Below are 26,991 nucleotides of genomic sequence, written 5' to 3' on the forward strand. Positions count from 1 at the left end.
GCGGGGGCTTGTGTTTAAAGGCTCTCGAAACGCCAGCCCGTCTCTTCCCACACCATCTCGTGCGTCAACGTTAACCCTTTTAAAAACGCATCATCGTGTGACACCACCAGCAGCCCGCCGGGGAAACCAGCCAGCGCCGCTTCAATAGCCTGCACTGAAGCCAGATCCAGATGGTTGGTCGGTTCATCCAGCAACAGCAGCTGCGTGGCCTCCCCGCGCCAAAGCACGCAGGCCAGCGCAGCCTTCAAACGCTCACCACCGCTCAGTTCCGCCAGCGGGAGCGAAACTTTGTCGGCCCCCAGCTGAAGCTGGGCTAAACGGGTACGTAAAATACCTTCTTCCAGGGGCGTATTGCCCAGGTTGAGGTGCGTCATGACCGACTGCGACAGATCGAGCCGGGAAAGATGCTGATCGAGATAAGCACAGCTGACCGATACCTTGCAGGTTCCTGAGCGTGGACTAATGTCGCCGAGGATGGCTTTCAACAGCGTCGATTTCCCGCAGCCGTTCGGACCTTTTAGCGCCACGCGCATTGGCCCATCCATCCGCCAGCTAAGCGGAGGAACAGGCACATGCGGTAACACCAGATCTTCCAGCACCAGCACCTGTTTACCTTCCGGGATCTGACTCCCCGGCAGGGTAAACATCACCGGGTTATCTTCTTCAACCCGCTCACGCGCCTTGTTTACCGCGGCATTCAGGGCTTCATTTTGCTCGCTGTGCTGTTTTTTCCAGGCGCCGATACGTTCCTTTGCCGCGCCTTTGTATTTGACGCGTTCAAACGACGCGATATTCAGGGTATCGACGGTGCGTAATGTTTTTGCCGAGCGCCGCTGGCTGTCGTCATGCTCTTTTTGCATACGAGCGCGGGTGCGTTTGCGCTCCGTGGCCGCATGTTCCAGCGCCGCGCGGGCCGCCTGCTGTTCGGCATCGCGCTGGGTTTGATAATCCGCATAATTCCCGCCGTAGCTGCGCAGGCCGCCGCTGCTTAGCTCAAGAATACGCGGCACCTGCGCCAGCAGCTCACGGTCATGGGAGGCGACGAGTACGCCGCCCTGATAACGGGCAAGCTGGTCGTAGAACCACGCCCGTCCTTGTCGATCCAGATGGTTAGTCGGTTCGTCCAGCAGCAGGAAATCCGCTTCAGCCGTAAATGCCCCGCACAGCAGCGCGCGAATACGCTCGCCGCCGCTGAGCTCACCGGCTGGCTTATCTGGATCAAACGGCGGAAGTTTCGCCCGGGCAAACGCCTCGCCAAGACGTTCAGCTAAATCCCAGAATCCATCAAGCAGTTCCAGATCGTCAGGCTGGTAATCGCCGCTGTCGATACGCGCTCGAGCCGCGAAGATGGCCTCGTACCCGAGCAGCTCAGCCAGCGTCGTGTGCGGCAAAATGTCCTGCTGCTGAGCCACATAGACATGGGTTCCGGTACGTTCAATATGCCCGCTTGCAGGCTCATCAAGCCCCGCCAGCAGACGCAGCAGACGCGTTTTCCCGCTGCCGTTACGGCCAACCAGAGCGCACAGAGACGGCTCCAGAGAAAAACTCAGCGGACCAAAAAGGGTATCGCCCGTCGCAAACTGACAGGTGACCTGATGCAGAATAAAAGAAGGGGACTGCGCAAAATGAGCCATAAGCACTCCTGAATGAAATCAAAACATCCCCTGCCCACGCGGTGGCGTTTAGCAAGGATCGAAATTCATCAGTCGTGTTTGTTCATTTTTGGGGGGCGCTCCAGAGCGAGAAATTTAACGGAGATAAGGATAGCGGTAATGGGTTGACTATTTCAAGGTTAAATTTTGGACGATTTGTACTCCCTCTCCCTTTGGGCTGAGGGATCCCCGCCAAATATTGCCTGCACAGACGGCCCCCTCTCCCTTGAGGGAGAGGGCTGGGGTGAGGGGAAGCATACGACTCTGGTGGTCATTCCGTTCACTTTATGTTCCTTGCTACTCTGTAACGACAATACCCGTGAACGTGCCAGGGTGGCTCAGTCGCCACCACCCTGGCTACCCGGGCTCCCGGCGGTAAATCGCCGCTACGCGGTACCTTCGGCTTATTCCTTCCGGCTTATCGGGGACGGGCGGAGGTAACATCCCTGTAAAGCCCGCCCTCTCGGCGCATCCATGCGCCTCGCCCCGGCCTGCAGGAAACGCCTCAGCGATTTACAGCCGGACCATAGCGTCGCTGTAAGACCTCTGCCCGCAGTATGCTTTTCATTGCGGTAATTTTGCGAGTCTCTTTCCAGAAATGGTAATATCCTCTGTGGCATAGCTCAAATCTATTGCCGCCTGTTTTGATGAGCAGTAAGTTCTCTTTGCACCTGCAAAATCAGGTGCCGGGTTTAGCATCCTGGCTTATCTTATCGGCGGCACATTATGTGCAGCATGCTTTGCTACATCTCAATGGTGGGCTGAGCAGGGGCATCGAAAGATGCGCCGGTATCCGATAAGGCCGGTAATGCTAACTCTGTTCAGTCCACCACCAGCGAAGTTAGCATTTCCGGTGGTGGAAGCTTTATCACTTATCGGAGGCTGCCAATATGGCTACTACCCCAACCCAAGCTCATTCTTTATTCACCCTGCCCTTCAACCACGCCACCGACTTCACCGAACTGGCGGATAACTGCGAACGTTTTACCGACGCACTGGTAGATTGCGAAGAACCCGCCCCAAAAATGGCGCTTTACGGCAGACTTTATGCCTGTCTGAATCTTCTGCAACCCACGCTTCTGGAACCTGTTCCGGACGCTTTAAAAGCCAGCCTGACCGTGAAGGAACTCCCGTCACGCGTTCCGGCTTTCGAACCCGAATGCGATCAGCTGGGGCGCTACTGTCAGGAGCTTACGCAGATGCTGATGAACGGCTCACTGTCGCGACAATCTGAAATCGTGATGGAAGATTTGCTGTGCGAGCTGGTCAGCTACTTTGCTGATACGCTGAAGGCACCGCGCTGGCTGCAGACAGACGAAGGTACAATCGCGATCGGCTAAACCTGCCGGATGGCGCTGCGCTTATCCGGTCTACAAAAGACCCATAAAAAAACCCGCCGAAGCGGGTTTTTAACATTTGTTACAACGGGCACATTACTGCAGCAGCGAAATATCCGCCACGCGCAGGAACAGCTCGCGCAGTTTTTCGAGCATGGAGAGACGGTTAATACGCAGTTCTTTATCTTCTACGTTCACCATCACTTTCTCGAAGAAGGCGTCGATCACGTCACGCAGCTCCGCCAGCTCCACCAGCGCTTCCTGGTAGCGACCTTCCGCGAAGTACGGCTCGAGCTTGTCGCGCAGCACCACAACCTGCATCGCCAGGGCGATCTCTTCCGGCTCTTTCAGCGTCGCGGCGTTTACGCGCTCGTTCAGCGTCTCGTCGGATTTCGCCAGGATGTTGGATACACGCTTGTTGGCCGCCGCCAGAGCAGATGCCGCTTCCAGCGTACGGAAGTGGGAAACCGCCTTCATACGCGCATCGAAATCAGCCGGACGGGTTGGACGACGCGCCAGCACCGCCTGAATGGTGTCGACGGTGTAACCTTCGTCCTGATACCACGCGCGGAAACGGCCGAGCATAAAGTCGATCACGTCATCCACCACGTTCGCGTTGGTCAGCTTGTCGCCGTACAGACGCACCGCTTCTTCGGTCAGGGTCTGCAGATCAAGGTTCAGGTTCTTCTCAACGATGATGCGCAGCACGCCCAGCGCGGCACGACGCAGCGCAAACGGGTCTTTATCGCCTTTCGGATGCTGGCCGATGCCGAAGATACCCGCCAGGGTGTCCATCTTATCGGCAATCGCTACAGCGCAGGCAACCGGGTTGGACGGCAGATCGTCGCCCGCAAAGCGCGGCTGATACTGCTCGTTCAGAGCTACGGCCACGTCTTCCGCTTCGCCATCGTGACGCGCGTAGTGCATGCCCATTACGCCCTGGGTGTCAGTGAATTCGAACACCATGTTGGTCATCAGGTCGCATTTGGAGAGCAGGCCCGCGCGGGTCGCGTGGTTAACGTCGGCACCGATTTCACGGGCGATCCAGCCGGACAGCTCCGCGATACGGTCGGTTTTGTCGCGCAGCGTACCCAGCTGCTGCTGGAACAGCACGGTCTGCAGGCGCGGCAGGTTATCTTCCAGACGCTTTTTACGGTCGGTATTGAAGAAGAACTCGGCATCCGCCAGACGCGGGCGCACCACTTTCTCGTTACCGGAGATAATCTGGCTCGGATCTTTCGATTCGATGTTCGCCACGAAGATGAAGTTTGGCAGCAGCTTGCCGTCGTTGGCGTAAACCGGGAAGTACTTCTGGTCACCCTTCATGGTGTACACCAGCGCTTCTGCCGGAACGGCCAGGAATTTCTCTTCGAATTTTGCGGTCAGCACAACCGGCCATTCCACCAGAGAAGTGACCTCTTCCAGCAGGCTGTCGCTCAGGTCGGCATTACCGCCAATCTTACGCGCCGCTTCTTCCGCGTCCGCTTTAATTTTGGCTTTACGCTGTTCGTAGTCGGCAATAACTTTACCGCGCTCCAGCAGGATCTGCGGGTACTGGTCGGCATTGTCGATGGTGAACTCTGGCTCGCCCATAAAGCGGTGGCCGCGGATCACGCGATCGGACGCCACGCCCAGAATGGTCGCCGGGATAACGGTGTCGCCCAGCAGCAGGGTCACGGTGTGTACCGGACGCACGAAGTGTACGTCAGACGCGCCCCAGCGCATCAGCTTAGGAATCGGCAGCTTCGCCAGAGAAGTGGCGATCATGTTTGGCAGCAGCGCTTCCGCGCTTTCGCCTTTCACGTGGGCACGATACAGCAGCCATTCGCCTTTATCCGTGGTCAGACGCTCGGCCTGATCAACGGTGATGCCGCAGCCGCGCGCCCAGCCTTCGGCAGCCTTGCTTGGCTTGCCTTCCGCGTCAAACGCCTGGGCAATCGCCGGGCCACGTTTTTCGACTTCACGATCCGGCTGAGACGCCGCCAGATTTGCCACTTTCAGCGCCAGACGGCGCGGCGCGGCAAACCACTCAATTTTACCGTGCGCCAGGCCAGCGTTATCCAGCTCGGCGGTCACGTTCGCAGCAAAAGATTCAGCCAGGCTGCGCAGGGCTTTTGGTGGCAGCTCTTCGGTGCCGATTTCCACCAGGAAAGTTTTCTCAGACATGGCCGCCTCTTATTTGTTTCGGTTGCACATCGGGAAGCCAAGGGCTTCACGGGACGCGTAGTAAGCTTCTGCAACGGCTTTGGTCAGGGTACGAATACGCAGAATGTAGCGCTGACGTTCAGTCACGGAGATCGCTTTGCGGGCGTCCAGCAGGTTGAAGCTGTGGGCGGCCTTCAGAATACGCTCGTAGGCAGGCAGCGGCAGCGGAGTTTCCAGCGCCAGCAGCTGCTGTGCCTCTTTCTCGTACTGCTCGAAGCAGGTGAACAGGAAGTCCACGTCCGCGTATTCGAAGTTATAGGTGGATTGCTCCACTTCGTTCTGATGGAACACGTCGCCGTAGGTGGTTTTACCCAGCGGGCCGTCGCTCCAGACCAGGTCGTAAACGCTGTCTACGCCCTGAATGTACATGGCCAGACGTTCCAGACCGTAGGTGATTTCACCGGTGATTGGCTTACATTCCAGACCGCCAACCTGCTGGAAGTAGGTGAACTGGGTCACTTCCATGCCGTTCAGCCACACTTCCCAACCGAGACCCCAGGCACCCAGCGTTGGGTTTTCCCAGTTGTCTTCCACGAAACGGATGTCGTGGATGGTTGGATCCATACCCAGCTCTTTCAGCGACCCGAGATACAGTTCCTGAATATTGTCGGGTGATGGCTTAATCACCACCTGGAACTGATAGTAATGCTGCAGACGGTTCGGGTTTTCACCGTAACGACCATCGGTCGGACGACGGGAAGGCTGCACATACGCGGTCGCCATTGGCTCTGGCCCCAACGCGCGCAGGCTGGTCATCGGGTGTGAAGTGCCGGCGCCGACTTCCATGTCCAAAGGTTGAACAATGGTACAGCCCTGACGAGCCCAGTAATCCTGTAAGGTCAGGATCAGGCCCTGGAAGGTCTTGGTATCAAACTTTTGCATAGTATTTCGTGCTGGATACGTGTGGTTTTAAATGGAAGGGACCAGTATACCCGCTGGCTGCAAGATATACAGTACGAAACGGGGTTGTTTAGGGAAAATTGGGAAATAAGCCTTCCGGCCAGAACGCTGGCGGCGTCTGGTTGTTGATTATGCGAGCAGGCTAGCGCATGGAGAGATGTAAAAACTGACCGTCCGCATCAAACGAGCAGACAAAGCCCTCTTTACGCGCCGTATACCCTCTAAGCTCATAGCTGCCCTGAAAGCGCTCGAATCCGATGACGTTAATTTTCTGAACGTCCGAGTTATAGCGCCGAGCGGCCCGCTCTTTACAGAGCGCTTCCATATTCAGCGAACGCTCCGGGCTTATTTTTCCCTGCTGCGCTTTTTGCACGGGGACTTCCTGTGGCGCACTGCATCCTGCCAGCATCAACAGCAGAAAGAGTGATGCCACACGCTTCATCATCATTTTTATTACCGTCCTGGTCAGCGGCTGTTATTTTTAATATCAACACTTTTATAGATTAAGGTCTGCCATTCTGCGAATCTCGCGGTCTCCCGGCAAGCCTGCGCATAAAACTCAGAATTTTCCAAACGAAGACTTTTGGACAATGGGAGTCCCACTCACTTTACAGGGAATACGAGGAACTGATGCCGTCAAAAATTAACTGGATTGATAACCTGCGCGGAATAGCGTGTCTGATGGTGGTCATGATCCACACGACGACCTGGTATGTCACGAATGCCCACAGCATCAGCCCCGTTAACTGGGATATTGCCAATATCCTCAACTCCGCGTCGCGCGTCAGCGTGCCGCTGTTTTTTATGATTTCCGGCTTTCTCTTTTTTGGCGAGCGTAGCGCGCAGCCGAGGCACTTCATCCGCATCGCGGCCTGCCTGGGGTTCTACAGCGCCGTTGCCCTGCTCTATATCACCCTGTTTACCTCCATTAACGCCGGGTTATCCCTCAAATATTTGCTGCAAAAACCGGTTTTCTACCACCTGTGGTTCTTCTTCGCCATCATCGTTATCTATCTGGTCTCTCCGCTCATTCAGGTGAAAAACGTCAGCGGGAAAATGCTTCTGGCCCTGATGGTGGTGATTGGCATCGTCGCCAACCCGAACACGGTCTCGCAGAAAATCGATGGTTTCGAATGGTTGCCGGTAAACCTCTATATCAACGGCGACACCTTCTACTACGTGCTTTACGGCATGCTGGGGCGCGCCATCGGGATGATGGACACGCAAAAGCGCGGTCTGAACTGGCTCTGCGGAGCGCTGTTTATCGCCGGTGTGGCGGTGATTTCACGCGGGACGCTACATGAGCTTCAGTGGCGCGGCAATTTTGCCGATACCTGGTATCTGTATTGCGGGCCGATGGTCTTTATCTGTGCCGTATCGCTGCTCACGCTCGTTAAAAACACCCTGAATGCGCGTCCCCTTCCCGTGCTGGGCTTTATCTCGCGGCACTCGCTGGGAATTTACGGTTTTCACGCGCTGGTGATCCACGCCCTGCGAACGAGGGGCGTTGAGTTCAAAAGCTGGCCGGTGCTGGATATCGTCTGGATTTTTGCCGCTACGCTGGTTATCAGCCTGCTGCTGTCGATGCTGCTGCAAAAAATCGACACGCGCCGCTTCGTCAGCTAACGCTGCGCTGCCGGGCGCGGTGGTACTGGCGCGGGGAGGAAAACCCTGCCGCCAGCGAGGCCTGTTCCACGCCGCGCCCCTGCATCAGCCACTGCTCCGCCACCGCCAGACGCAGCTGCTCCAGATAATCGCGGACGCTAATCCCTAAATGCGTCTGGAAAAGCCGGGTGAGATGGCGCGGGCTGACGTGCGCCAGTGCGGCGATATCAGGCAAGCTCCACGTTTTTTGCGGCTCGGCGGTGAGCGCATCCTGCGCCCGATGGATCGCCGGATGAAGATGGTTGCGGTAGCGCAGCCACGGTGAAAGCTGGGGATCGTCACCGGAACGGCGGAACCAGACCACCATCTCGCGCGCCACGGCCAGCGCCTTTTCGGGACCGCACAGGCGGTTAATCATATGCAGCGCCAGATCGATACCCGACGTGATCCCCGCGCTGGTCCAGATATTCTCGTCCTGTACAAAGATGCGGTTTTCTTTAATCGTCGCCGTGGGAGCCACAGTGCGTAAACGGCTGATAACGTCATGGTGGGTTGTGCACTGTTTGTTATTCAGCAGGCCCGATTTCGCCGCCAGCAGCGCACCAGAACAGACGCACATCACCGTGATATCCCGGCGCTGAATGACCGGCTGCAGGCGCATTAGCCAGTGCTGGATCTGCTGCGCCTGCGGCGTTGAGAACTGAACGCGGGAGTCACTCACCCCCGGCAGGACCAGCAGACTCCCCGGAGGCAGACTTTCCGGCAACGGCTGGATGCCGCCCATCGTCAGGCCTATCGACGTCGGCACGTCCGGTTGCGGCCCAATGTAATGCAGACGAAACGCGTCGCCAGCCAGCACAAAGGTCTCCGCCGGGCCTGACATATCCAGTGCCAGTACCCCGGGTAACATCACGAACCAGACGTCGATGCGCATTACAGTGACTCCAGCGTCTCCGCTACCGTTTTAATTTCGGCAAAACGCCCGGCCAGTACCGTCTCGGTACGATGGCGAATTTCCGCTGCGCTCAGGGTAATGCCCTTGTACATCATGGGAAACGTCAGCGTTGCCTCGCTCACAAACGTCACAGCATAACCCAGATCGGATGCTACCCGAGCGGTGGTTTCACAGCATTGTTCCGTGCGAATGCCACAGATAATCAGCTGGTTGATATCACGCTCGCGCAGCCAGCGGTCAAGCCCGGTATCCGTGAAGGCATTATGGACGTGTTTCTGGAAAACCACATCCGGCTGATGACGCAAAAAGGCCATCGGTTTGACATAGCCGCTTTGCAGCGTGAAGGGGCCGTCTTCATCCACATGAAAAATATCAACGACTGGAATACCGCGCGCCTGGCAGCCTTCAATCAGCCCCAGCATCGCCTGCTGAAAGGCAGGAATGTCGCCCTCCTGCCAGTAAGGGCGATGATGGAAGGACTGCTGAGTATCAATATTGATGAGTGCAATGCGTGACATGATAAATCTCCTCGCCAGTGGGTGTGTCACCATACTGGCAAGGAAAGAGAGGCACGCACAGACCAAAAAAGGACAACCTCGTGCCTCTGTCGGACAAGCGAGTTTATGACATCAGCGGCAGCAGCTGCTGATAGATTTTGCGGAACACCTCGCGCCTTTCTGCATAACGGGCATGTCCTGCCGCGTCAGGCACATGCGCCTGTTCAAGCGTAAGCTGCGGCAGCAGTTGCGAAAGCGGCTTTTCCGGGTTCATAGCGATCTGCGCCAGACGCGCGGCGCCGAGCGCGGGGCCAACATCCCCTCCCGTGCGGAAATCCAGCTGCAACCCGCTGATATCCGCCAGCATCTGTCGCCAGTAAGGGCTTCGCGCGCCGCCGCCAATCAGGGTGACGCTCGCCGGTTTCAGGCCGCAGTCGTGCACTACATCCATTCCGTCGGCCAGTGCATACCCCACACCTTCCAGAACCGCACGCGCCAGCTCTACCGGGCCGTGCTGATGGGTTAGGCCAAAGAATACCCCTTTCGCTTCCGGGTTGTTGTGCGGCGTACGCTCGCCAGAAAGATAGGGTAAAAACCAGACGGTACTCGCCGCGTCATCCGCCTGCTGCGCCGCCGCAATAAGTGCCGGAACGTCCGCCATGCCGGTAAGCTTCGCCGCCCAGTCCAGGCAGGATGCCGCGCTCAGCATCACCGACATCAAATGCCATTTTCCCGGAAGCGCATGACAGAAACTGTGCACAGCGCTTTCGGGATTGCTGCGATAGCCGTCGCTGACGGCAAAATAGACCCCAGAGGTTCCCAGCGACAGCATCGCCTGCCCCGCCTCAACCATCCCGACACCCACGGCACCCGCCGCGTTATCGCCGCCCCCGGCCACCACCGGTACGGCAGGCATATTCCAGCGTTCCGCAACGTCTGGCAGCAGCGTACCCGTCACCTCACAGCCTTCGAACAGCGCGGGCATATGTTCCCGGGTCAGATGGCAGGCATCCAGCATCGCCTCGCTCCAGTCGCGCTTCGCCACGTCGAGCCACATGGTACCCGCGGAATCGGACATGTCGCTGGCGAAATCGCCTGTCATGCGAAAACGCAGATAGTCTTTTGGCAACAGGACTTTCGCCACCTGACGGAAAATCTCCGGCTCGTGGCGCTGTACCCACAAAAGTTTTGGTGCGGTGAAGCCCGGCATCATCAGGTTGCCCGTAATCTCGCGGGACGTGGGCACACGCGCTTCAAGGATTGCGCACTCTTCCGCACAGCGGCCATCGTTCCAGAGAATAGCCGGGCGCAGAACGCGATGCTGGCTATCCAGCAACGTTGCACCATGCATTTGTCCGGCAATGCCCAGCGCTTTCACGTCGCGCAGGCTGTGCTGCTCGCCTAAGGCTTTCATCGCGCGATCCGTCGCCTGCCACCACTGCTCCGGGTCCTGCTCCGACCACAGCGGATGCGGGCGTGAAACCTGCAGCTTTTCAGTCTGCGTTGCTAACACGTCGCCCTGCTCGCTTAACAGGATGGCTTTCACACCCGATGTGCCAAGATCGATCCCGATATACATTGTGGTGACTCCTTTGACAGAAATGCCCGGTGGCGCTTCCGCTTACCGGGCCTGGATGCTGTTATTTATCGAACAGGTAGTGATTAACCAGGTTTTCCAGCAGTTCCTGATGCCCGCTCTGGTGCTGCGGCGCCAGCTGCTGTTGTTCAGCGTACTTCGCGATGTCCGCAAGCGATAACTGACCCTTCAAAATTTGCTGGCCCAGCTCACTGTTCCAGCCGCTGTAGCGCTTCGCCACGCGCTTATCCAGCTCGCCGTCTTCAATCATACGCGCCGCCACTTTCAGCGCCAGCGCCATGGTGTCCATCGCGCCAATGTGGCCGTAGAACAGATCGTATTTGTCGGTGCTCTGGCGACGCACCTTGGCGTCAAAGTTAAGGCCGCCGGTGGTGAAACCGCCCGCTTTGACGATCTCGTACATCACCAGCGCATTCTCTTCCACGCTGTTCGGGAACTGGTCGGTATCCCAGCCCAGCTGCGGATCGCCGCGGTTCGCATCTACCGATCCGAAGATGCCCAGCGCAATCGCAGAGGCAATTTCGTGATGGAATGAGTGGCCCGCCAGGGTAGCGTGGTTAGCCTCAATATTCACTTTGATCTCTTTTTCCAGACCAAACTGCTTCAGGAAGCCATACACGGTGGCGACATCATAGTCGTACTGATGCTTGGTTGGTTCCTGCGGTTTAGGCTCGATCAGCAGCGTGCCGCGGAAGCCGATTTTGTGCTTATGGTCGACAACCATCTGCATAAAGCGGCCAATCTGCTCGCGCTCCTGGCGCAGGTCGGTATTGAGCAGGGTTTCATAGCCTTCTCGGCCGCCCCACAGGACATAGTTTTCGCCGCCCAGCTGATGCGTAGCGTTCATTGCCGTCACCACCTGCGTAGCCGCCCAGCTAAACACTTCCGGATCCGGGTTGGTGGCCGCACCCGCACCGTAGCGTGGGTTGGTGAAGCAGTTTGCCGTACCCCAGAGCAGCTTCACGCCGCTTTGCTGCTGTTTTTCTGCCAGCACGTCCACCATCTGCGCAAAATTGTTCAGGTACTCTTTCAGCGACGCCCCTTCCGGCGATACGTCAACATCATGGAAGCAGTAGTACGGCACGTTCAGCTTGTGGAAGAACTCAAACGCCACGTCGGCTTTGCGTTTCGCCAGCTCGATGGCCTCACCCGGCTGTTGCCACGGACGGTCAAAGGAACCCACGCCGAACATATCGGCGCCGTTCCAGCAGAAGGTATGCCAGTAACAGGCGGCAAAGCGCAGATGATCTTCCATGCGCTTACCCAGCACCAGCTCATCCGGATTGTAGTGACGAAATGCTAAAGGATTGGTCGTTTTTGGGCCTTCGTAACGAACGCGATCGAGTTGGTCGAAATAAGCTTGCATATTGAGCTCCATAATCAGGGTATGCGGCGAGTCGTTGATTCAGGAGTAATAGTGAATAGACATTTTGGGTTGCTCAATTACGTTATTTCACACTGCTATTGAGAGAATGCACAACTGTGCGCTGGCTCGCAAAATAATGCGCAGACAAACTATTTTTCGGCGCGCATTCCAGAATCAAATGTAATTAAGGCGTTACGAATTTTAAAATCCGATCGCGGTCATAAATTCAGAAATAAACCAAATATCGTAATGAGAAGATAAAAATCTGTAATTGCCAGCCCGCCTTTCCGCGTTAAAAATTTGCTGCGACCCAGCAGTGAATGTTTCTTTTATCTCAGCAACACATACCCCTACAAAAAGGCCTAATAATTATGAAGATAAAGAACCTGACCCTAACACTCTGCACTACGCTCCTCCTTGTAAGCTTTGCAGGGCATGCCAAGGAGGTCAAAATTGGCATGGCGATTGATGACCTGCGTCTGGAGCGCTGGCAAAAAGATCGCGATATTTTTGTGAAAAAAGCGGAATCACTCGGTGCGAATGTGTTTGTTCAGTCGGCTAACGGCAATGAAGAAACGCAAATGTCGCAGATCGAGAATATGATCAACCGGGGAGTCGATGTTCTGGTCATTATCCCTTATAACGGCCAGGTATTAAGTAACGTGGTGAAAGAAGCGAAGCAGGAAGGCATAAAAGTTCTCGCTTATGACCGCATGATTAATAACGCCGATATTGATTATTATATTTCCTTCGACAATGAAAAAGTGGGCGAATTACAGGCGCAAAGCCTGATCGACAAAGTGCCTCAAGGCAATTATTTCCTGATGGGCGGTTCGCCGGTGGATAACAACGCCAAACTGTTCCGCGAAGGGCAAATGAAGGTCCTTAAGCCGTACATCAACAGCGGCAAAATTAAGGTGGTCGGCGATCAGTGGGCCGACGGATGGTTACCAGAAAATGCCCTGAAGATTATGGAAAATGCGCTGACGGCCAATAACAACAAAATTGATGCTGTCGTGGCTTCCAACGATGCCACAGCAGGCGGGGCTATTCAGGCTCTGAGTGCCCAGGGGCTGGCCGGTAAAGTCGCGATTTCTGGTCAGGATGCCGACCTGGCGGGCGTAAAACGCATTATTGCTGGAACTCAGACCATGACGGTCTACAAACCGATTACTGAGCTTGCCAATACGGCGGCGGAAATTGCCGTTGAGCTGGGCAACGGTAAGCAACCTAAAGCAGATGCAACGCTGAATAACGGCCTGAAAGACGTTCCGGCTCGCCTGCTCACGCCAATTGAAGTCAATAAAGAGAACATTGACGCCACCGTTATTAAAGACGGTTTCCACAAGAAGAGCGAACTGTAATCCGGCGCTGCCCCTGCTCTGCGGGGGCGCATCACGTTGTACTGTTCTTCCCTCGGGTTATGTGGAGCAGTTATGCCTTATTTACTTGAAATGAAAAGCATCACCAAGCGCTTCGGCGCGGTGAAAGCCGTCGACAACGTCAGTCTCCGGTTGAACCCTGGCGAAGTGGTTTCGCTGTGTGGCGAGAACGGTTCGGGCAAATCAACGCTGATGAAAGTCCTGTGTGGGATCTACCCGCACGGCAGTTACGAAGGCGAAATTGTCTTTGCTGGTGAAGTCATCCAGGCGACGCACATTCGCGACACCGAACGTAAAGGCATCGCCATCATCCACCAGGAGCTGGCGCTGGTGAAACATCTCACCGTGCTGGAGAACATCTTCCTCGGAGCCGAGATTTCCCGCCACGGCGTGCTGGATTACGACACCATGACGCTCCGCTGTGAAAAGCTGCTGGCGCAGGTGAGCCTCAACATTTCACCGGATACACGCGTGGGCGATCTGGGCCTGGGGCAACAGCAGCTGGTCGAAATTGCGAAGGCGCTGAATAAACAGGTCAGGCTGCTGATCCTCGATGAGCCAACGGCGTCACTCACCGAACAGGAAACTGCGGTTCTGCTCAATATCATCCGCGATCTGCAAAACCACGGTATCGCCTGCATCTACATTTCGCACAAGCTGAACGAGGTAAAAGCCATTTCGGACACCATCTGCGTGATCCGCGACGGGCAACACATCGGCACGCGTGAAGCTGCGGGCATGAGTGAAGATGACATCATCACCATGATGGTGGGCCGCGAGCTGACCGCGCTCTACCCGAATGAGCCCCACACTACGGGCGGTGAAGTGCTGCGCGTGGAAAACCTGACCGCGTGGCACCCCGTTAACCGCCACATTAAGCGGGTCAATAACGTTTCGTTTTCCCTTCACAGCGGCGAAATTCTTGGGATTGCTGGGCTCGTCGGTGCCGGGCGTACCGAAGCCGTGCAGTGCCTGTTTGGCGTGTGGCCAGGACGCTGGGAGGGCACGATATATATAGACGGCCAGCCCGTGAGAATCGACAACTGCCAGCAGGCGATTGCTCGCGGCATTGCCATGGTGCCGGAAGACCGCAAAAAAGACGGCATCGTACCGGTCATGGCGGTGGGTAAAAACATCACCCTTGCGGCACTCGATCGGTTCTCCGGCGCGCTGAGCTGCCTGGATGATGCCGCCGAGCAGCAGTGCATCCTTCAGTCACTTGCCCGGCTGAAGGTCAAAACCTCCTCGCCGGAACTGGCGATTGGTCGACTGAGCGGCGGTAACCAGCAGAAGGCGATTCTGGCACGCTGTCTGCTCCTTAATCCACGCATATTAATCCTTGATGAGCCGACGCGCGGGATCGATATCGGTGCCAAATACGAAATCTACAAACTGATTAATCAGCTTGTACAGCAAGGGATTGCCGTCATTGTCATCTCGTCTGAGTTACCCGAAGTGCTCGGCCTGAGCGACCGCGTGCTGGTCATGCACGAGGGGAAACTGAAAGCCAACCTGATTAACCAGAACCTGACGCAGGAGCAGGTGATGGAAGCCGCTTTAAGGAGCGAACGTCATGTCGAAAAGCAATCCGTCTGATATCAAAGTCGCTGTTCCGACGCCCGGCGCGTTCGCGGGGCTAAAAGCGCTGAACCTGCAGGTTTTCGTGATGATCGCGGCGATTATCGTCATCATGCTGTTCTTCACGTGGATGACGGATGGCTCGTACTTAAGCGCGCGTAACGTCTCAAACCTGCTCCGCCAGACCGCCATCACCGGCATCCTGGCCGTGGGCATGGTGTTCGTGATCATCTCTGCGGAAATCGACCTGTCGGTCGGGTCGATGATGGGTCTTCTCGGCGGCGTGGCGGCCATTTTTGACGTCTGGCTCGGCTGGCCGCTACCGCTGACCGTGGCGGTGACGCTGGTACTGGGGCTGGTTTTAGGGGCCTGGAACGGCTGGTGGGTTGCCTATCGGAAGGTGCCATCGTTTATCGTCACCCTGGCGGGAATGCTGGCCTTCCGCGGGATCCTGATCGGTATCACCAACGGCACGACCGTCTCCCCGACCAGCGCGGCGATGTCCCAAATTGGCCAGAGTTACCTCCCGGATAGCATAGGCTTTACTATCGGCGTGGTGGGACTGCTGACGTTTGTCGCGTGGCAATGGCGTGGACGTATGCGCCGTCAGGCGCTGGGTCTTGCGTCGCCAGCGTCAACGTCCGTGGTAGGACGTCAGGCGCTGACGGCGGTCATTGTGCTGGGCGCCATCTGGCTTCTTAACGACTATCGCGGCGTTCCGACGCCGGTACTGCTGTTGGCGCTGTTACTGCTCGGCGGCATGTTTATGGCGACGCGCACCGCGTTTGGCCGTCGTATTTATGCCATCGGCGGCAATCTTGAAGCTGCTCGCCTGTCGGGTATTAACGTCGAACGTACCAAGCTGGCGGTTTTCGCCATTAACGGCCTGATGGTCGCTATCGCCGGGTTGATCCTCAGCTCGCGTCTGGGGGCAGGCTCTCCTTCCGCCGGTAACATCGCCGAGCTGGATGCTATCGCTGCCTGCGTCATCGGTGGCACCAGCCTCGCAGGCGGTATCGGTAGCGTGGCGGGCGCGGTCATGGGGGCATTTATCATGGCGTCGTTGGATAACGGGATGAGTATGATGGACGTCCCGACGTTTTGGCAGTATATCGTCAAGGGGGCCATTCTTTTACTGGCAGTCTGGATGGACTCTGCCACCAAGCGACGAGCCTGATAACCGCATTGTGACTTAACTGGGAAGCGAGCCATGTTTGAAAAGCGTCACCGCATTACGTTGTTATTCAATGCCAACAAAGCCTACGACCGTCAGGTGGTAGAAGGCGTGGGTGAATATTTGCAGGCGTCGCAATCCGAATGGGATATTTTTATTGAAGAAGATTTCCGCACCCGTCTGGAGAACATCAAAGACTGGCTGGGTGATGGCGTCATCGCCGACTATGACGATCCCATCATCGAGCAGCTGCTAACCGACGTCGACGTGCCGATTGTGGGCGTCGGCGGCTCGTATCATTCACCCGAACACTACCCGCCGGTCCACTACATCGCCACCGATAATCATGCCCTGGTCGAGGCCGCCTTTCTCCATTTAAAGGAGAAAGGCGTCCATCGCTTCGCGTTTTATGGTTTACCCGCCACCAGCGGCAAGCGCTGGGCCGTGGAGCGTGAACATGCGTTTTGCCAGCTTGTCGCGCAGGAGAAGTACCGCGGCGTGGTCTATCAGGGGCTGGAAACCGCACCGGAAAACTGGCAGCACGCGCAAAACCGTCTGGCGGACTGGCTGCAAACGCTGCCACCGCAAACCGGCATTATTGCCGTGACGGACGCCCGCGCCCGACACGTGCTGCAGGTCTGCGAACATTTGCATATCCCGGTGCCCGAAAAACTGTGCGTGATTGGCATTGATAACGAAGAACTGACCCGCTACTTGTCCCGCGTGGCGCTCTCCTCCGTAGCACAGGGCACACGTCAGATGGGCTATCAGGCGGCAAAGCTGTTGCACCGTCTGCTGGATAAAGAGGCTCTGCCGCTTCAGCGCCTGCTGGTTCCCCCCGTCCGCGTCGTTGAGCGTCGCTCAACCGATTATCGCTCCCTAAGCGACCCGGCCGTCATTCAGGCCATGCACTATATCCGCAACCACGCCTGCAAAGGGATTAAGGTCGATCAGGTCCTGGACTCGGTGGGCATTTCCCGCTCGAATCTGGAGAAGCGATTCAAAGAAGAGGTGGGCGAAACCATTCATGCCGTCATTCATGCGGAGAAGCTGGAGAAGGCCCGCAGCCTGCTTGTCTCCACGTCACTGTCGATCAACGAAATCTCGCAGATGTGCGGCTATCCGTCGCTGCAGTATTTCTATTCGGTGTTTCGCAAAGAGTATGACACCACGCCGAAAGAGTACCGGGATCGCCACAGCGAGGTGCTGATATAGAAAAGGAAACGCCTTCCACTGGAAGGCGTTTTTTGAGATTACATATGGGCGGCAATTAAGCGCTGGTTATCCTGGTACATAGCGAACAGATAGTTGTTATAGCTATTTCCCTTCGTCGAATAACCTTTTAGCTTATGAATCATTGCGCTGGCCGTTACTTCCTGATCCGCTTTACGCAACTGAGCGCGTGATTTACGGAACGATGAGTAGGCCGGGTGCGTATTAAGATTCACCGCGTAAGCATTCACGGAATCTTTTACTGATTCAAACTGAGAATAGCCCTTCACTTTGCCGGGCGCATTATTACAACGCCCTTTCGCACATTTCATGCCGAACAGGTTGTTGTTATTACGCGCCAGCTTAGACGTTCCCCAGCCGCTTTCGGCTGCTGCCATGGTCGCTACCATGCTGCCTGGGATAATGTCCACACGCTCAAGGAGAGCATTCCACGGTACGCGACGCGTGTTACCGTTCCAGCTCAGTTTGTAGCGCTTCGTGATGTCTTTCAGACGCGCGCGTTCAGACGGCGACCAGCGGCTATCGTACTGCTTTGAAATTAACCAGTTACGATCCGCCGTAATCGCGGCATTTTGACTTGTTATGTAAGGCATTACCGTCCGGAGAAACGCTTTTTTTCTTGGTGTTCCGGAAGGGTATTTTCGCAAATCAGGAAGTGAACTACTCTTTGCACTATTGCGAGAATACTCTTGTTTACTGCTAACCTTACTACTTGTCGTCTTTATTACGTGGGCTTTCTTACTCGTTGTATCCGTGTGCGTCTTCGCAAGCACCCCACCCGAAAATGTCGTGGTGAGTAACATGAGTATCGCGGCCCCATATCGTCGAATGGGAGTCGATATCATTAGGTCTCCTGGTCGGATGTAATCATCCCAACACCTTATTTTTTTCACAAATTTGAGAGCGGAATCTCAAATCATATCAAAAATAGACTTCAAGAGCACGTATAGAAATAGTCCAAATCCGAAACTATGTCACCTGAAACTTGCTCATAAAAACATCATTCCTGAAAAAATGTGTGCGATATCGCAGATAACTGTCTCATTTCGCGCGGGATCACTCATCCTCACAGGTCATCCCGACAGAAAGCGATGGGGGATGAGTTTTTAACCACAACCTGATGGCACACTGGTCAAAAATGCCGCGACAGGAAATGGAATGAAACGCACCGCATTAGCTTTTCTGATGTTACCCGCTCTGGCACATGCCGACTGGTCATCGCCGGGGTTTAACACATTACGCGCCGAAGGCACCGGTGTTTTCACCAGCCAGGCAAAGCTTACGAAGGGTACGCGTCCTCTGACGCTGGGTTTTGACAAGACGTGCTGGCAGCCTTCGGAGGCGATAAAACTCAATGAGATGCTGTCGCTCAAGCCCTGCGACGGGTCTCCGCCGCAGTGGCGCCTTTTCCGCGACGGTGAATACCAGATGCGGATTGATACCCGATCCGGCACGCCCACGCTGCTGCTGACAATTCAGAGTACCGCAGAACAGCCGGTTGCAAGCGTTATCCGCCAGTGCCCGAAGTGGGACGGTAAACCGCTGACGCTGGACGTCAGCCATACCTTCCCGGAAGGCACCGTGGTGCGTGATTTCTACAGCAAACAGACCGCGACAGTGCAGAACGGAAACATAACCCTGCAGCCAGACGCCAGCAGTGGTGGCCTGCTGCTGCTTGAGCGCGCCGAAACCGACAAACCAGCGCCGTTTAGCTGGCAGAACGCCACCGTCTATTTTGTGCTAACCGACCGCTTTGTGAATGGCGACCCGGGCAACGACAACAGCTACGGTCGTCACAAAGACGGCATGCAGGAGATTGGCACTTTCCACGGTGGCGATCTCAAAGGGCTCGCCAGCAGGCTCGACTATTTACAGCAGCTGGGGGTGAACGCGCTCTGGATAAGTTCCCCGCTTGAGCAGATCCACGGCTGGGTAGGCGGTGGCACCAAAGGGGACTTCCCACACTACGCCTATCACGGCTACTACACCCAGGACTGGACGAAGCTCGATGCCAACATGGGCACCGAGGATGATCTGCGACATCTTGTTGATGAAGCGCACAGGCGCGGCATTCGCATCCTGTTCGATATCGTCATGAACCACGCGGGCTACGCGACGCTTGCGGACATGCAGGAGTACCAGTTTGGCGCGCTGTATCTGCAGGGTGATGAGCTGAAAAAGACCCTGGGCGACCGCTGGACGGACTGGAAGCCGGGCGCGGGCCAAAGCTGGCATAGCTTCAACGATTACATCAACTTTAGCGACAAAGCCGCATGGGAAAAATGGTGGGGCAAGAAATGGATCCGCACCGACATTGGTGATTACGACAACCCCGGCTTCGACGATTTAACCATGTCGCTGGCGTTCCTACCGGATCTGAAAACGGAATCCACCGCCCCTTCCGGATTACCCAACTTTTATCAGCACAAGCCCGATACCCACGCGAAAGCCATCCCGGGATATACCCCGCGCGACTATCTCACCCACTGGCTCAGCCAGTGGGTGCGCGACTACGGCATTGACGGTTTCCGGGTGGATACCGCGAAGCACGTCGAGCTTGCGGCCTGGCAGCAGTTAAAGGACCAGGCTAGTCAGGCGCTGGCCGCGTGGAAAGGGGCCAACCCGGACAAAAAGCTCGATAACGCACCGTTCTGGATGACCGGCGAGTCCTGGGGCCACGGAGTGATGCAAAGCGACTATTACCGCCACGGTTTCGACGCGATGATCAACTTTGATTATCAGGAGCAGGCGGCAAAAGCGGTGGATTGCCTGGCCGATATGGATCTCACCTGGCAGCAGATGGCGGAAAAGCTGCAAAGCTTCAACGTGCTGAGCTATCTCTCCTCCCATGACACACGCCTGTTCCGCGAAGGAGGCCAGCGCGCTGCGGAACTGCTCCTGCTGGCACCGGGCAGCGTACAAATCTATTACGGTGATGAATCCGAGCGTCCGTTTGGCCCGACGGGGTCTGACCCGCTGCAGGGTACCCGCTCGGATATGAACTGGCAGGACGTGACGGGCAAGCAGGCCTTAACCGTCGCCCACTGGCAAACGCTGGGCCAGTTCCGCGCCCGCCATCCGGCGATCGGTGAAGGCAAGCAAACCACGCTGTCGCTGAAAGAGGGGTACGGCTTCGTGCGCGAGCACAAGGGCGATAAGGTGATGGTGGTATGGGCGGGTAATCAATAATTATCCCCCCCTCACCCTGGCCCTCTCCCCGCATGGGGAGAAGGCCGGGGTGAGGGGTGAAACCCACCAGAACTATTCACTACATAAATCCCACTCCGCCATACAAAACAACAAATCCGACCACATCTCCCGATTTGCACCAGCACAGTGCTAGCGTTATGGTTACCCACTTTCAAAATAAGCTCGATAGAACACCTGCTATGACGTTTTCACTTTTTGGCGACAAATTCACCCGCCATTCAGGCATTACTCGCCTGATGGAGGACCTCAACGACGGGCTGCGCACACCGGGTGCCATCATGCTCGGCGGCGGAAACCCGGCGCAAATTCCGGAGATGACAACCTATTTCCAGACGCTGCTCGCGCAGATGCTGGAAAACGGCAAAGCGACCGATGCGCTCTGCAATTACGACGGTCCGCAGGGTAAAACCGAGCTACTGACTCTCCTTGCCAAAATGCTGCGTGAAGAGCTGGGCTGGGATATCGAACCACAGAATATTGCACTAACAAACGGCAGCCAGAGCGCGTTTTTCTACTTGTTTAACCTCTTCGCAGGGCGTCGTGCCGACGGCACCACCAAAAAGGTGCTGTTCCCGCTGGCACCGGAGTATATCGGCTATGCTGATTCCGGCCTGGAAGAGGATCTGTTCGTCTCCGCGCGCCCGAACATCGAGCTGCTGCCGGAAGGCCAGTTCAAATATCACGTCGATTTTGAACACCTGCATATTGGTGAAGAGACGGGGATGATCTGCGTATCGCGCCCGACGAACCCAACAGGCAACGTGATTACCGACGACGAACTGATGAAGCTGGATGTCCTGGCGAACCAGCACGGCATCCCGCTGGTGATCGACAATGCCTACGGCGTGCCGTTCCCGGGCATTATCTTCAGCGAAGCACGTCCGCTGTGGAACCCGAACATTGTCCTGTGCATGAGCCTCTCCAAGCTGGGTCTGCCGGGCAGCCGCTGCGGCATCATCATCGCCAACGAGAAAATCATCACCGCCATTACCAATATGAACGGCATTATCAGCCTTTCACCGGGCGGTATCGGCCCGGCGATGATGTGCGAAATGATCAAGCGCAACGACCTGCTGCGTCTGTCTAATGAAGTCATCAAACCGTTCTATTACCAGCGCGTTCAGGAGACGATTGCGACGCTTCGCCGCTACTTACCGGAAGAACGCTGCCTGATCCACAAACCCGAAGGAGCGATTTTCCTGTGGCTGTGGTTTAAGGATTTGCCGATCACTACAGAACTGCTCTATCAGCGACTGAAAAAGCGTGGCGTGCTGATGGTGCCGGGCGATTACTTCTTCCCGGGTCTGGATAAGCCGTGGCCGCACACGCACCAGTGCATGCGCATGAACTACGTGCCCGATCCGGCAAAAATCGAAGCGGGCGTCAAAATTCTCGCCGAAGAAATAGAAAAAGCGTGGCACGAAGGCAGCCAGTAACACGCTACCCCTCACGCACGTTAAAACCCAGCTCTTTTGATATCGCCTCTGCCGTTTCGCGCAGAGGCTTGAGCAGGTTTTTCTCGCCAACCTGCTTCATGCGGGACGTCGACAGCGAAATGGAGATCGCATACGGCACGCGACCATGAATATCAAACACCGGCACGGCGATACAGGAGACACCCAGCTCGTTCTCTTCTTTATCCATTGCCATGCTGCGATCGCGAATTTCCGCCAGCTCATCGTACATAGCACTCAGTTCAGTGATGGTATTGCGCGTCAGCGGTTGAATCTGTTCCTGATGGCTTTGCCAGTAGCTGGCCACGTAATCCTGATGACCAAAGGCCATATAGATCTTGCCCATTGCAGAACAATAGAGCGGCATATGCTGGCCGATGTAAGCACGCGTACGCAGCATGCCGGTTGTCGGCTCGAGCTTATAAATTAGGATCGCGTGGTCATCTTCCCGACTGGAAAAGTTCACCGTTTCGCCAGTGGCAATGTTCAGCGCCTCAAGATGCGGGGCCGCCACGTGAATAATGTTGAGCGATGACAGCGCCTTTTGCCCGACAGCAATGAATTTAGTGGTCAAACGATAGCTGCCCGCCGCTGGCGCCGGGGTAACGTACCCGCACGACTGCAGACCCTGGAGTAACCGGTGGACGGTGCTCTTATTCAAACCTGCCAGTTCCGATAAATGCGCAAGCGGACACCCGTTCGGGTAGTTGCTGAGGATCTCAATCAGCATCAGGCCGCGAAACAGGCTCTGGCTGCCTGCTGGCCTCTCTTTTTCCTGCGTTATTTCGCTCTCTTTCATGCTCATCAAATCGCTCCTTTTTATCGCGCTCCTGATGGTAGCGCAAAGTGTGGTTTAGTTCACGATCTCAACAGAAAAAACACAACCAGTTGATTTTAATGATTTTTGAAAAACGTGAATGTCGTTGATCTGATAAAAATTGATCGCTATATTTGAAATCAGATTTCGCATAGTGAAATTTAACGATAAAAAAGCGTTCGCACTTGCCCCTAAAAAACAGGAGAACAGGGATGAAAGTGACCTTCGAAGAGTTGAAAGCGGCGTTCAATCGGGTTCTGCTCGATCGCGGCATAAAAGTGGAGACTGCCGATGCCTGCGCGGAGATGTTTGCCCGCACCACCGAGTCCGGTGTCTACTCGCATGGCGTAAACCGCTTCCCGCGTTTTATTCAGCAACTGGATGCGGGCGACATCATCCCTGACGCCCAGCCACAACGGGTGACCTCATTGGGTGCCATCGAACAGTGGGATGCCCGACGCTCCATCGGCAACCTGACGGCGAAAAAGATGATGGATCGCGCCACCGAACTGGCATCCGACCACGGTATCGGCCTGGTGGCGCTGCGTAACGCCAACCACTGGATGCGCGGCGGCAGTTACGGCTGGCAGGCGGCTGAGAAAGGTTACATTGGAATTTGCTGGACCAACTCCATTGCAGTAATGCCTGCGTGGGGATCAAAAGAATGCTGCATCGGCACAAACCCGCTGATCGTCGCTATCCCGTCGAATCCTATCACCATGGTCGACATGTCGATGTCGATGTTCTCCTACGGCATGCTGGAAGTGAACCGCCTGGCCGGGCGCGAGTTGCCTGTAGATGGCGGCTTTGACGACGAGGGCAATCTCACCCGGGAGCCTGGCGTGATTGAGAAAAACCGCCGTATTCTGCCGATGGGCTACTGGAAAGGTTCAGGCTTATCCATCGTGCTCGACATGATCGCTACCCTGCTCTCTAACGGCTCTTCCGTCGCAGAAGTGACCCAGGACAACAGCGACGAATATGGCGTATCGCAGATCTTTATCGCTATTGAAGTGGATCGCCTGATCGACGGGCCAACCCGCGATGCCAAACTGCAACGCATCATGGACTTCATCACTACCGCCGAACGCGCTGATGAAAATGTTGCCGTTCGTTTGCCGGGACATGAATTCACGCGTCTGCAGGAAGAGAACCGTCGCAACGGCATAACCATTGACGACAGCGTATGGGCGAAAATCCAGTCTCTGTGAGGAGGGGATGATGATATTCGGACATATTTCGCAGCCCAATCCGTGTCGCCTGCCGCTGGCGATTGAAAAAGCGCTTCATTTTCTGCGCACCACGGATTTCACCACCCTGGAGCCAGGCGTGGTGGAAATTGAAGGCCGCACTATTTTTGCCCAGGTGCTCGACCTCACCACAAAGGAACAACACGAAAACCGTCCTGAAGTGCACCGCCGCTATCTGGATATTCAGTTTCTGGCCTGGGGTGAAGAGAAAATCGGTATCGCTATTGATACCGGCAATAACAAAATAAGCGAATCATTACTGGAACAGCGAGATATTATTTTTTATCACGACAGCGAAAATGAGTCGTTTATAGAAATGGTACCTGGCAGTTATGCCATATTTTTCCCGCAGGATGTTCATCGTCCTGCCTGTATTAAAAACAAGGAAACGGTAATTCGTAAAATTGTGGTGAAAGTGGCAATTAGCGAATTATTGTAATTTTCTGACGAATACAGGAACGCGAAATGACCAACACCGGTTTTATTATTGGTGCGTACCCCTGCGCACCCTCGTTTCACCAGAAAGGGGAACAAGAAGAACAATCCTTCTGGCGGGAACTTTCCGACACACCGTACATACGCGGGCTGGAACAACCTTGCCTGGAAAACCTTCATCCTTTCGGTGACGAGTGGCTGTTCCGTCATACGCCGGACGAGTGGCAAATCGTGGTCACGGCGGTGATGGAAACCATGCGCCGTCGTGGCACGAACGGCGCATTTGGTCTGGCATCAGCAGACGAAGAACAACGTAAAGCATGCGTTGAATTTTACCGGCATCTGCACCAGAAAATTGACGCTGTAAATGTGCGTTTTCCGGGAAAAGTCATAGCCCTGGAGATGCAGGCGGCGCCGCAGGCCGGGAACGCATCCGTCGAACAGGCCACTGAGGCATTCTCCCGCTCAATCCGCGAAATTGTGAGCTGGAACTGGTCCTGCGATCTGGTGCTGGAACACTGCGATGCCATGACCGGACCTGCACCGCGTAAAGGTTTTTTACCCTTAGAACAGGTGCTGGAGGTGGTAAACGGAACCGACATCAGCGTCTGCATCAACTGGGCACGGTCGGCCATTGAAGGCCGTAATTCCACCGTTCCGCTTGAACACGTTCAGGCCGCATGTAAAGCCGGAAAATTGGGCGCGCTGATGTTCTCTGGCACCACCACACGCGGCGAATATGGCGAGTGGCAGGATCTGCACGCGCCGTTTTCTTCGTTCTGTGCCGACAGTTTAATGACGACTGAACAGGCTACATCACTCTTTACTGCGGCGAGCGCCGCAACATTGAAATTCTCCGGTATTAAATTACTGGAAATAAATGCTAATGCTGATGTCAGCCATCGCATCGCCATTTTGCGTGACGGCATAAGCGCTATGAATAAAGCGACACAATAAAAATAAAAACATATTCCGATTACATTCACAGAGACATTAACTATGAATATTTCAACGAATGCTCTACATGCGGATATTCCGCGCCAGCGCTGGCTAAGAATCATTCCACCTATTCTTATCGCCTGCATTATTTCTTACATGGACCGCGTAAATATCGCCTTTGCGATGCCCGGAGGTATGGATGAAGAACTGGGTATTTCCGCCACCATGGCAGGCCTGGCAGGCGGGATCTTCTTTATCGGCTATCTGTTCCTGCAGGTTCCGGGCGGCAAGATTGCTGTTCATGGTAGCGGCAAGAAGTTTATCGGTTGGTCCCTGGTCGCCTGGGCAGTCATCTCAGTCCTGACCGGTATTGTCACCAACCAGTATCAGTTGCTGGTGCTGCGCTTCTTACTCGGCGTGGCGGAAGGCGGGATGCTGCCCGTTGTGTTAACGATGATAAGCAACTGGTTCCCGGATGCCGAACGTGGCCGCGCCAACGCGATTGTGATCATGTTCGTGCCGATTGCCGGGATCATCACCGCGCCACTTTCTGGCTGGATTATCACCGCGCTCGACTGGCGCTGGCTTTTTATCATTGAAGGTTTGATGTCCATAGTGGTGCTGGTGCTGTGGGCGTTCACCGTTTACGACCGTCCGCAGGAAGCCCGCTGGATCTCAGAGGCCGAGAAAAACTATCTGGTGCAAACGCTGGCCGCTGAACAGCAGGCCATCGCCGGAAAAGAGGTGAAAAATGCCTCATTGAGCGCCGTGCTTTCCGATAAAACCATGTGGCAATTAATCGCCCTGAACTTCTTCTACCAGACCGGGATTTACGGTTATACCCTTTGGCTGCCCACCATCCTGAAAGAGTTGACGCACACCAGCATCGGCCAGGTCGGGGTGCTCGCCATTCTGCCTTACATCGGTGCCATTGCGGGGATGTTCCTGTTCTCTACGCTTTCTGACCGCACCGGCAAGCGCAAGCTGTTTGTCTCCCTGCCGCTGATTGGCTTCGCACTTTGCATGTTCCTCTCCGTGGCGCTGAAGGCAAACACCTGGCTGGCCTATGCCGCGTTGGTCGGCTGCGGATTCTTCCTGCAGTCCGCCGCTGGGGTGTTCTGGACGATTCCTGCACGTCTGTTTAGCGCCGAAATGGCAGGCGGTGCGCGCGGTGTGATCAATGCGCTTGGTAACCTCGGCGGATTCTGCGGCCCTTATGCGGTAGGCGTACTGATAACGCTGTACAGCAAAGACGCGGGAGTTTACTGCCTGGCGATTTCTCTGGCACTGGCTGCGCTGCTGGCACTGCTGTTACCAGCGAAATGTGATGCCGGAGCAGAACCCAATCCCACGGTGAATCCGCATAAACGTGCGGCCTGATGCCCTCACCCAACCCACTAAACCG

22 protein-coding genes and 1 pseudogene are annotated in these 26,991 nt (G+C 55.7%); 13 read left to right on the forward strand and 10 right to left on the reverse strand.

Annotated elements, in window-relative coordinates; translation table 11 throughout:
- Positions 1-14 precede the first annotated feature (14 nt).
- The gene (locus IM294_RS13835) at positions 15-1,634 is read right to left on the reverse strand and encodes an ABC-F family ATP-binding cassette domain-containing protein (RefSeq protein WP_126818417.1); all 1,620 of its coding nucleotides are present in this window, start codon (positions 1,632-1,634) and stop codon (positions 15-17) included.
- A gap of 837 nt (positions 1,635-2,471) precedes the next feature.
- Between IM294_RS13835 and IM294_RS22195 the strand changes: the two are divergent.
- Positions 2,472-2,654 (forward strand): annotated as a pseudogene (locus IM294_RS22195) (hypothetical protein); the annotation flags it as partial.
- Entirely contained in the window at positions 2,615-2,992 is a 378-nt protein-coding gene (locus IM294_RS13845; RefSeq protein ID WP_284733502.1) for a hypothetical protein, read from the forward strand. The pseudogene IM294_RS22195 and the gene IM294_RS13845, both read left to right, overlap by 40 nt.
- 93 nt (positions 2,993-3,085) lie before the next feature.
- On the opposite strand, the gene glyS is transcribed toward IM294_RS13845, so the two are convergent.
- From glyS to IM294_RS13860, 3 genes are all read right to left on the reverse strand, one after another.
- Positions 3,086-5,155 carry a glycine--tRNA ligase subunit beta gene (gene glyS / locus IM294_RS13850; protein ID WP_028015075.1) on the reverse strand — a complete coding sequence of 690 codons (2,070 nt, stop codon included), beginning with the start codon at positions 5,153-5,155 and terminating at the stop codon, positions 3,086-3,088.
- Between the two features lie 9 nt (positions 5,156-5,164).
- Entirely contained in the window at positions 5,165-6,076 is a 912-nt protein-coding gene (gene glyQ / locus IM294_RS13855) for a glycine--tRNA ligase subunit alpha (RefSeq protein WP_003860141.1), read from the reverse strand.
- A 160-nt stretch (positions 6,077-6,236) separates the two neighbouring features.
- Positions 6,237-6,542 carry a YsaB family lipoprotein gene (locus tag IM294_RS13860; RefSeq protein ID WP_028015074.1) on the reverse strand — a complete coding sequence of 102 codons (306 nt, stop codon included), beginning with the start codon at positions 6,540-6,542 and terminating at the stop codon, positions 6,237-6,239.
- A 182-nt stretch (positions 6,543-6,724) separates the two neighbouring features.
- Here IM294_RS13860 and IM294_RS13865 point away from each other — a divergent pair, with 182 nt between their 5' ends.
- Positions 6,725-7,720 carry an acyltransferase gene (locus IM294_RS13865; protein WP_126818416.1) on the forward strand — a complete coding sequence of 332 codons (996 nt, stop codon included), beginning with the start codon at positions 6,725-6,727 and terminating at the stop codon, positions 7,718-7,720.
- Here IM294_RS13865 and IM294_RS13870 read toward each other — a convergent pair.
- The 4 genes from IM294_RS13870 to xylA all read right to left on the reverse strand — a co-directional run bounded on the left by IM294_RS13870 (position 7,713) and on the right by xylA (position 12,114).
- Positions 7,713-8,633: a GlxA family transcriptional regulator gene (locus IM294_RS13870; RefSeq protein ID WP_045260023.1), complete on the reverse strand. Its 921-nt coding sequence runs from the start codon at positions 8,631-8,633 to the stop codon at positions 7,713-7,715. The genes IM294_RS13865 and IM294_RS13870 overlap by 8 nt on opposite strands.
- Complete coding sequence (locus tag IM294_RS13875; protein WP_028015071.1) at positions 8,633-9,172, reverse strand: isochorismatase family protein; 540 nt, start codon at positions 9,170-9,172, stop codon at positions 8,633-8,635. Before IM294_RS13875 ends, IM294_RS13870 begins: the two co-directional genes overlap by 1 nt.
- Positions 9,173-9,275: 103 nt before the next feature.
- Positions 9,276-10,730: a xylulokinase gene (gene xylB / locus IM294_RS13880; RefSeq protein ID WP_126818415.1), complete on the reverse strand. Its 1,455-nt coding sequence runs from the start codon at positions 10,728-10,730 to the stop codon at positions 9,276-9,278.
- Between the two features lie 61 nt (positions 10,731-10,791).
- Positions 10,792-12,114: a xylose isomerase gene (xylA, locus tag IM294_RS13885; RefSeq protein WP_088204493.1), complete on the reverse strand. Its 1,323-nt coding sequence runs from the start codon at positions 12,112-12,114 to the stop codon at positions 10,792-10,794.
- A gap of 371 nt (positions 12,115-12,485) precedes the next feature.
- Between xylA and xylF the strand changes: the two genes are divergently transcribed.
- The 4 genes from xylF (at position 12,486) to xylR (ending at position 17,463) form a co-directional block, all read left to right on the forward strand.
- A complete protein-coding gene (gene xylF / locus IM294_RS13890; protein ID WP_126818414.1) occupies positions 12,486-13,478 on the forward strand; it encodes a D-xylose ABC transporter substrate-binding protein in 993 nt (330 codons plus the stop codon).
- A gap of 72 nt (positions 13,479-13,550) precedes the next feature.
- Positions 13,551-15,092 carry a xylose ABC transporter ATP-binding protein gene (locus IM294_RS13895; protein WP_088204492.1) on the forward strand — a complete coding sequence of 514 codons (1,542 nt, stop codon included), beginning with the start codon at positions 13,551-13,553 and terminating at the stop codon, positions 15,090-15,092.
- Positions 15,070-16,251: a xylose ABC transporter permease XylH gene (gene xylH, locus IM294_RS13900; RefSeq protein WP_126818413.1), complete on the forward strand. Its 1,182-nt coding sequence runs from the start codon at positions 15,070-15,072 to the stop codon at positions 16,249-16,251. Before IM294_RS13895 ends, xylH begins: the two co-directional genes overlap by 23 nt.
- Before the next feature lie 33 nt (positions 16,252-16,284).
- Complete coding sequence (xylR, locus tag IM294_RS13905; RefSeq protein WP_041911622.1) at positions 16,285-17,463, forward strand: D-xylose utilization transcriptional activator XylR; 1,179 nt, start codon at positions 16,285-16,287, stop codon at positions 17,461-17,463.
- Between the two features lie 38 nt (positions 17,464-17,501).
- Here xylR and IM294_RS13910 read toward each other — a convergent pair whose 3' ends face one another.
- A complete protein-coding gene (locus tag IM294_RS13910; protein WP_045630274.1) occupies positions 17,502-18,326 on the reverse strand; it encodes a protein bax in 825 nt (274 codons plus the stop codon).
- A 313-nt stretch (positions 18,327-18,639) separates the two neighbouring features.
- On the opposite strand from IM294_RS13910, the gene IM294_RS13915 reads away from it, so the two are divergent.
- On the forward strand, positions 18,640-20,670 hold the full coding sequence (locus IM294_RS13915) for an alpha-amylase (protein ID WP_126818412.1): 2,031 nt from the start codon (positions 18,640-18,642) through the stop codon (positions 20,668-20,670).
- Between the two features lie 200 nt (positions 20,671-20,870).
- Complete coding sequence (gene avtA, locus IM294_RS13920; RefSeq protein WP_045260029.1) at positions 20,871-22,127, forward strand: valine--pyruvate transaminase; 1,257 nt, start codon at positions 20,871-20,873, stop codon at positions 22,125-22,127.
- A gap of 4 nt (positions 22,128-22,131) precedes the next feature.
- On the opposite strand, the gene yiaJ is transcribed toward avtA, so the two are convergent.
- Positions 22,132-22,950, reverse strand: a complete 819-nt coding sequence (gene yiaJ, locus IM294_RS13925; protein ID WP_041911625.1) for an IclR family transcriptional regulator YiaJ — start codon at positions 22,948-22,950, stop codon at positions 22,132-22,134.
- A 224-nt stretch (positions 22,951-23,174) separates the two neighbouring features.
- Here yiaJ and yiaK point away from each other — a divergent pair, with 224 nt between their 5' ends.
- Genes yiaK through IM294_RS13945 form a run of 4 tightly spaced genes read left to right on the forward strand, consistent with a single transcriptional unit; the run spans position 23,175 to position 26,966 of the window.
- Positions 23,175-24,173: a 3-dehydro-L-gulonate 2-dehydrogenase gene (gene yiaK / locus IM294_RS13930; RefSeq protein ID WP_041911626.1), complete on the forward strand. Its 999-nt coding sequence runs from the start codon at positions 23,175-23,177 to the stop codon at positions 24,171-24,173.
- A 10-nt stretch (positions 24,174-24,183) separates the two neighbouring features.
- Positions 24,184-24,651 (forward strand): YhcH/YjgK/YiaL family protein, encoded by a 468-nt coding sequence (locus tag IM294_RS13935; RefSeq protein WP_045630272.1) that lies wholly within the window; start codon positions 24,184-24,186, stop codon positions 24,649-24,651.
- A gap of 26 nt (positions 24,652-24,677) precedes the next feature.
- Positions 24,678-25,604 (forward strand): DUF4862 family protein, encoded by a 927-nt coding sequence (locus IM294_RS13940; RefSeq protein WP_045260032.1) that lies wholly within the window; start codon positions 24,678-24,680, stop codon positions 25,602-25,604.
- 42 nt (positions 25,605-25,646) lie between these two features.
- Entirely contained in the window at positions 25,647-26,966 is a 1,320-nt protein-coding gene (locus IM294_RS13945) for an MFS transporter (protein ID WP_041911629.1), read from the forward strand.
- The last annotated feature ends 25 nt before the right edge of the window (positions 26,967-26,991 follow it).

It is taken from the genome of Enterobacter cloacae complex sp. P43RS (genome assembly GCF_014930585.1).
In the GTDB taxonomy this organism is placed as follows: domain Bacteria; phylum Pseudomonadota; class Gammaproteobacteria; order Enterobacterales; family Enterobacteriaceae; genus Enterobacter; species Enterobacter bugandensis.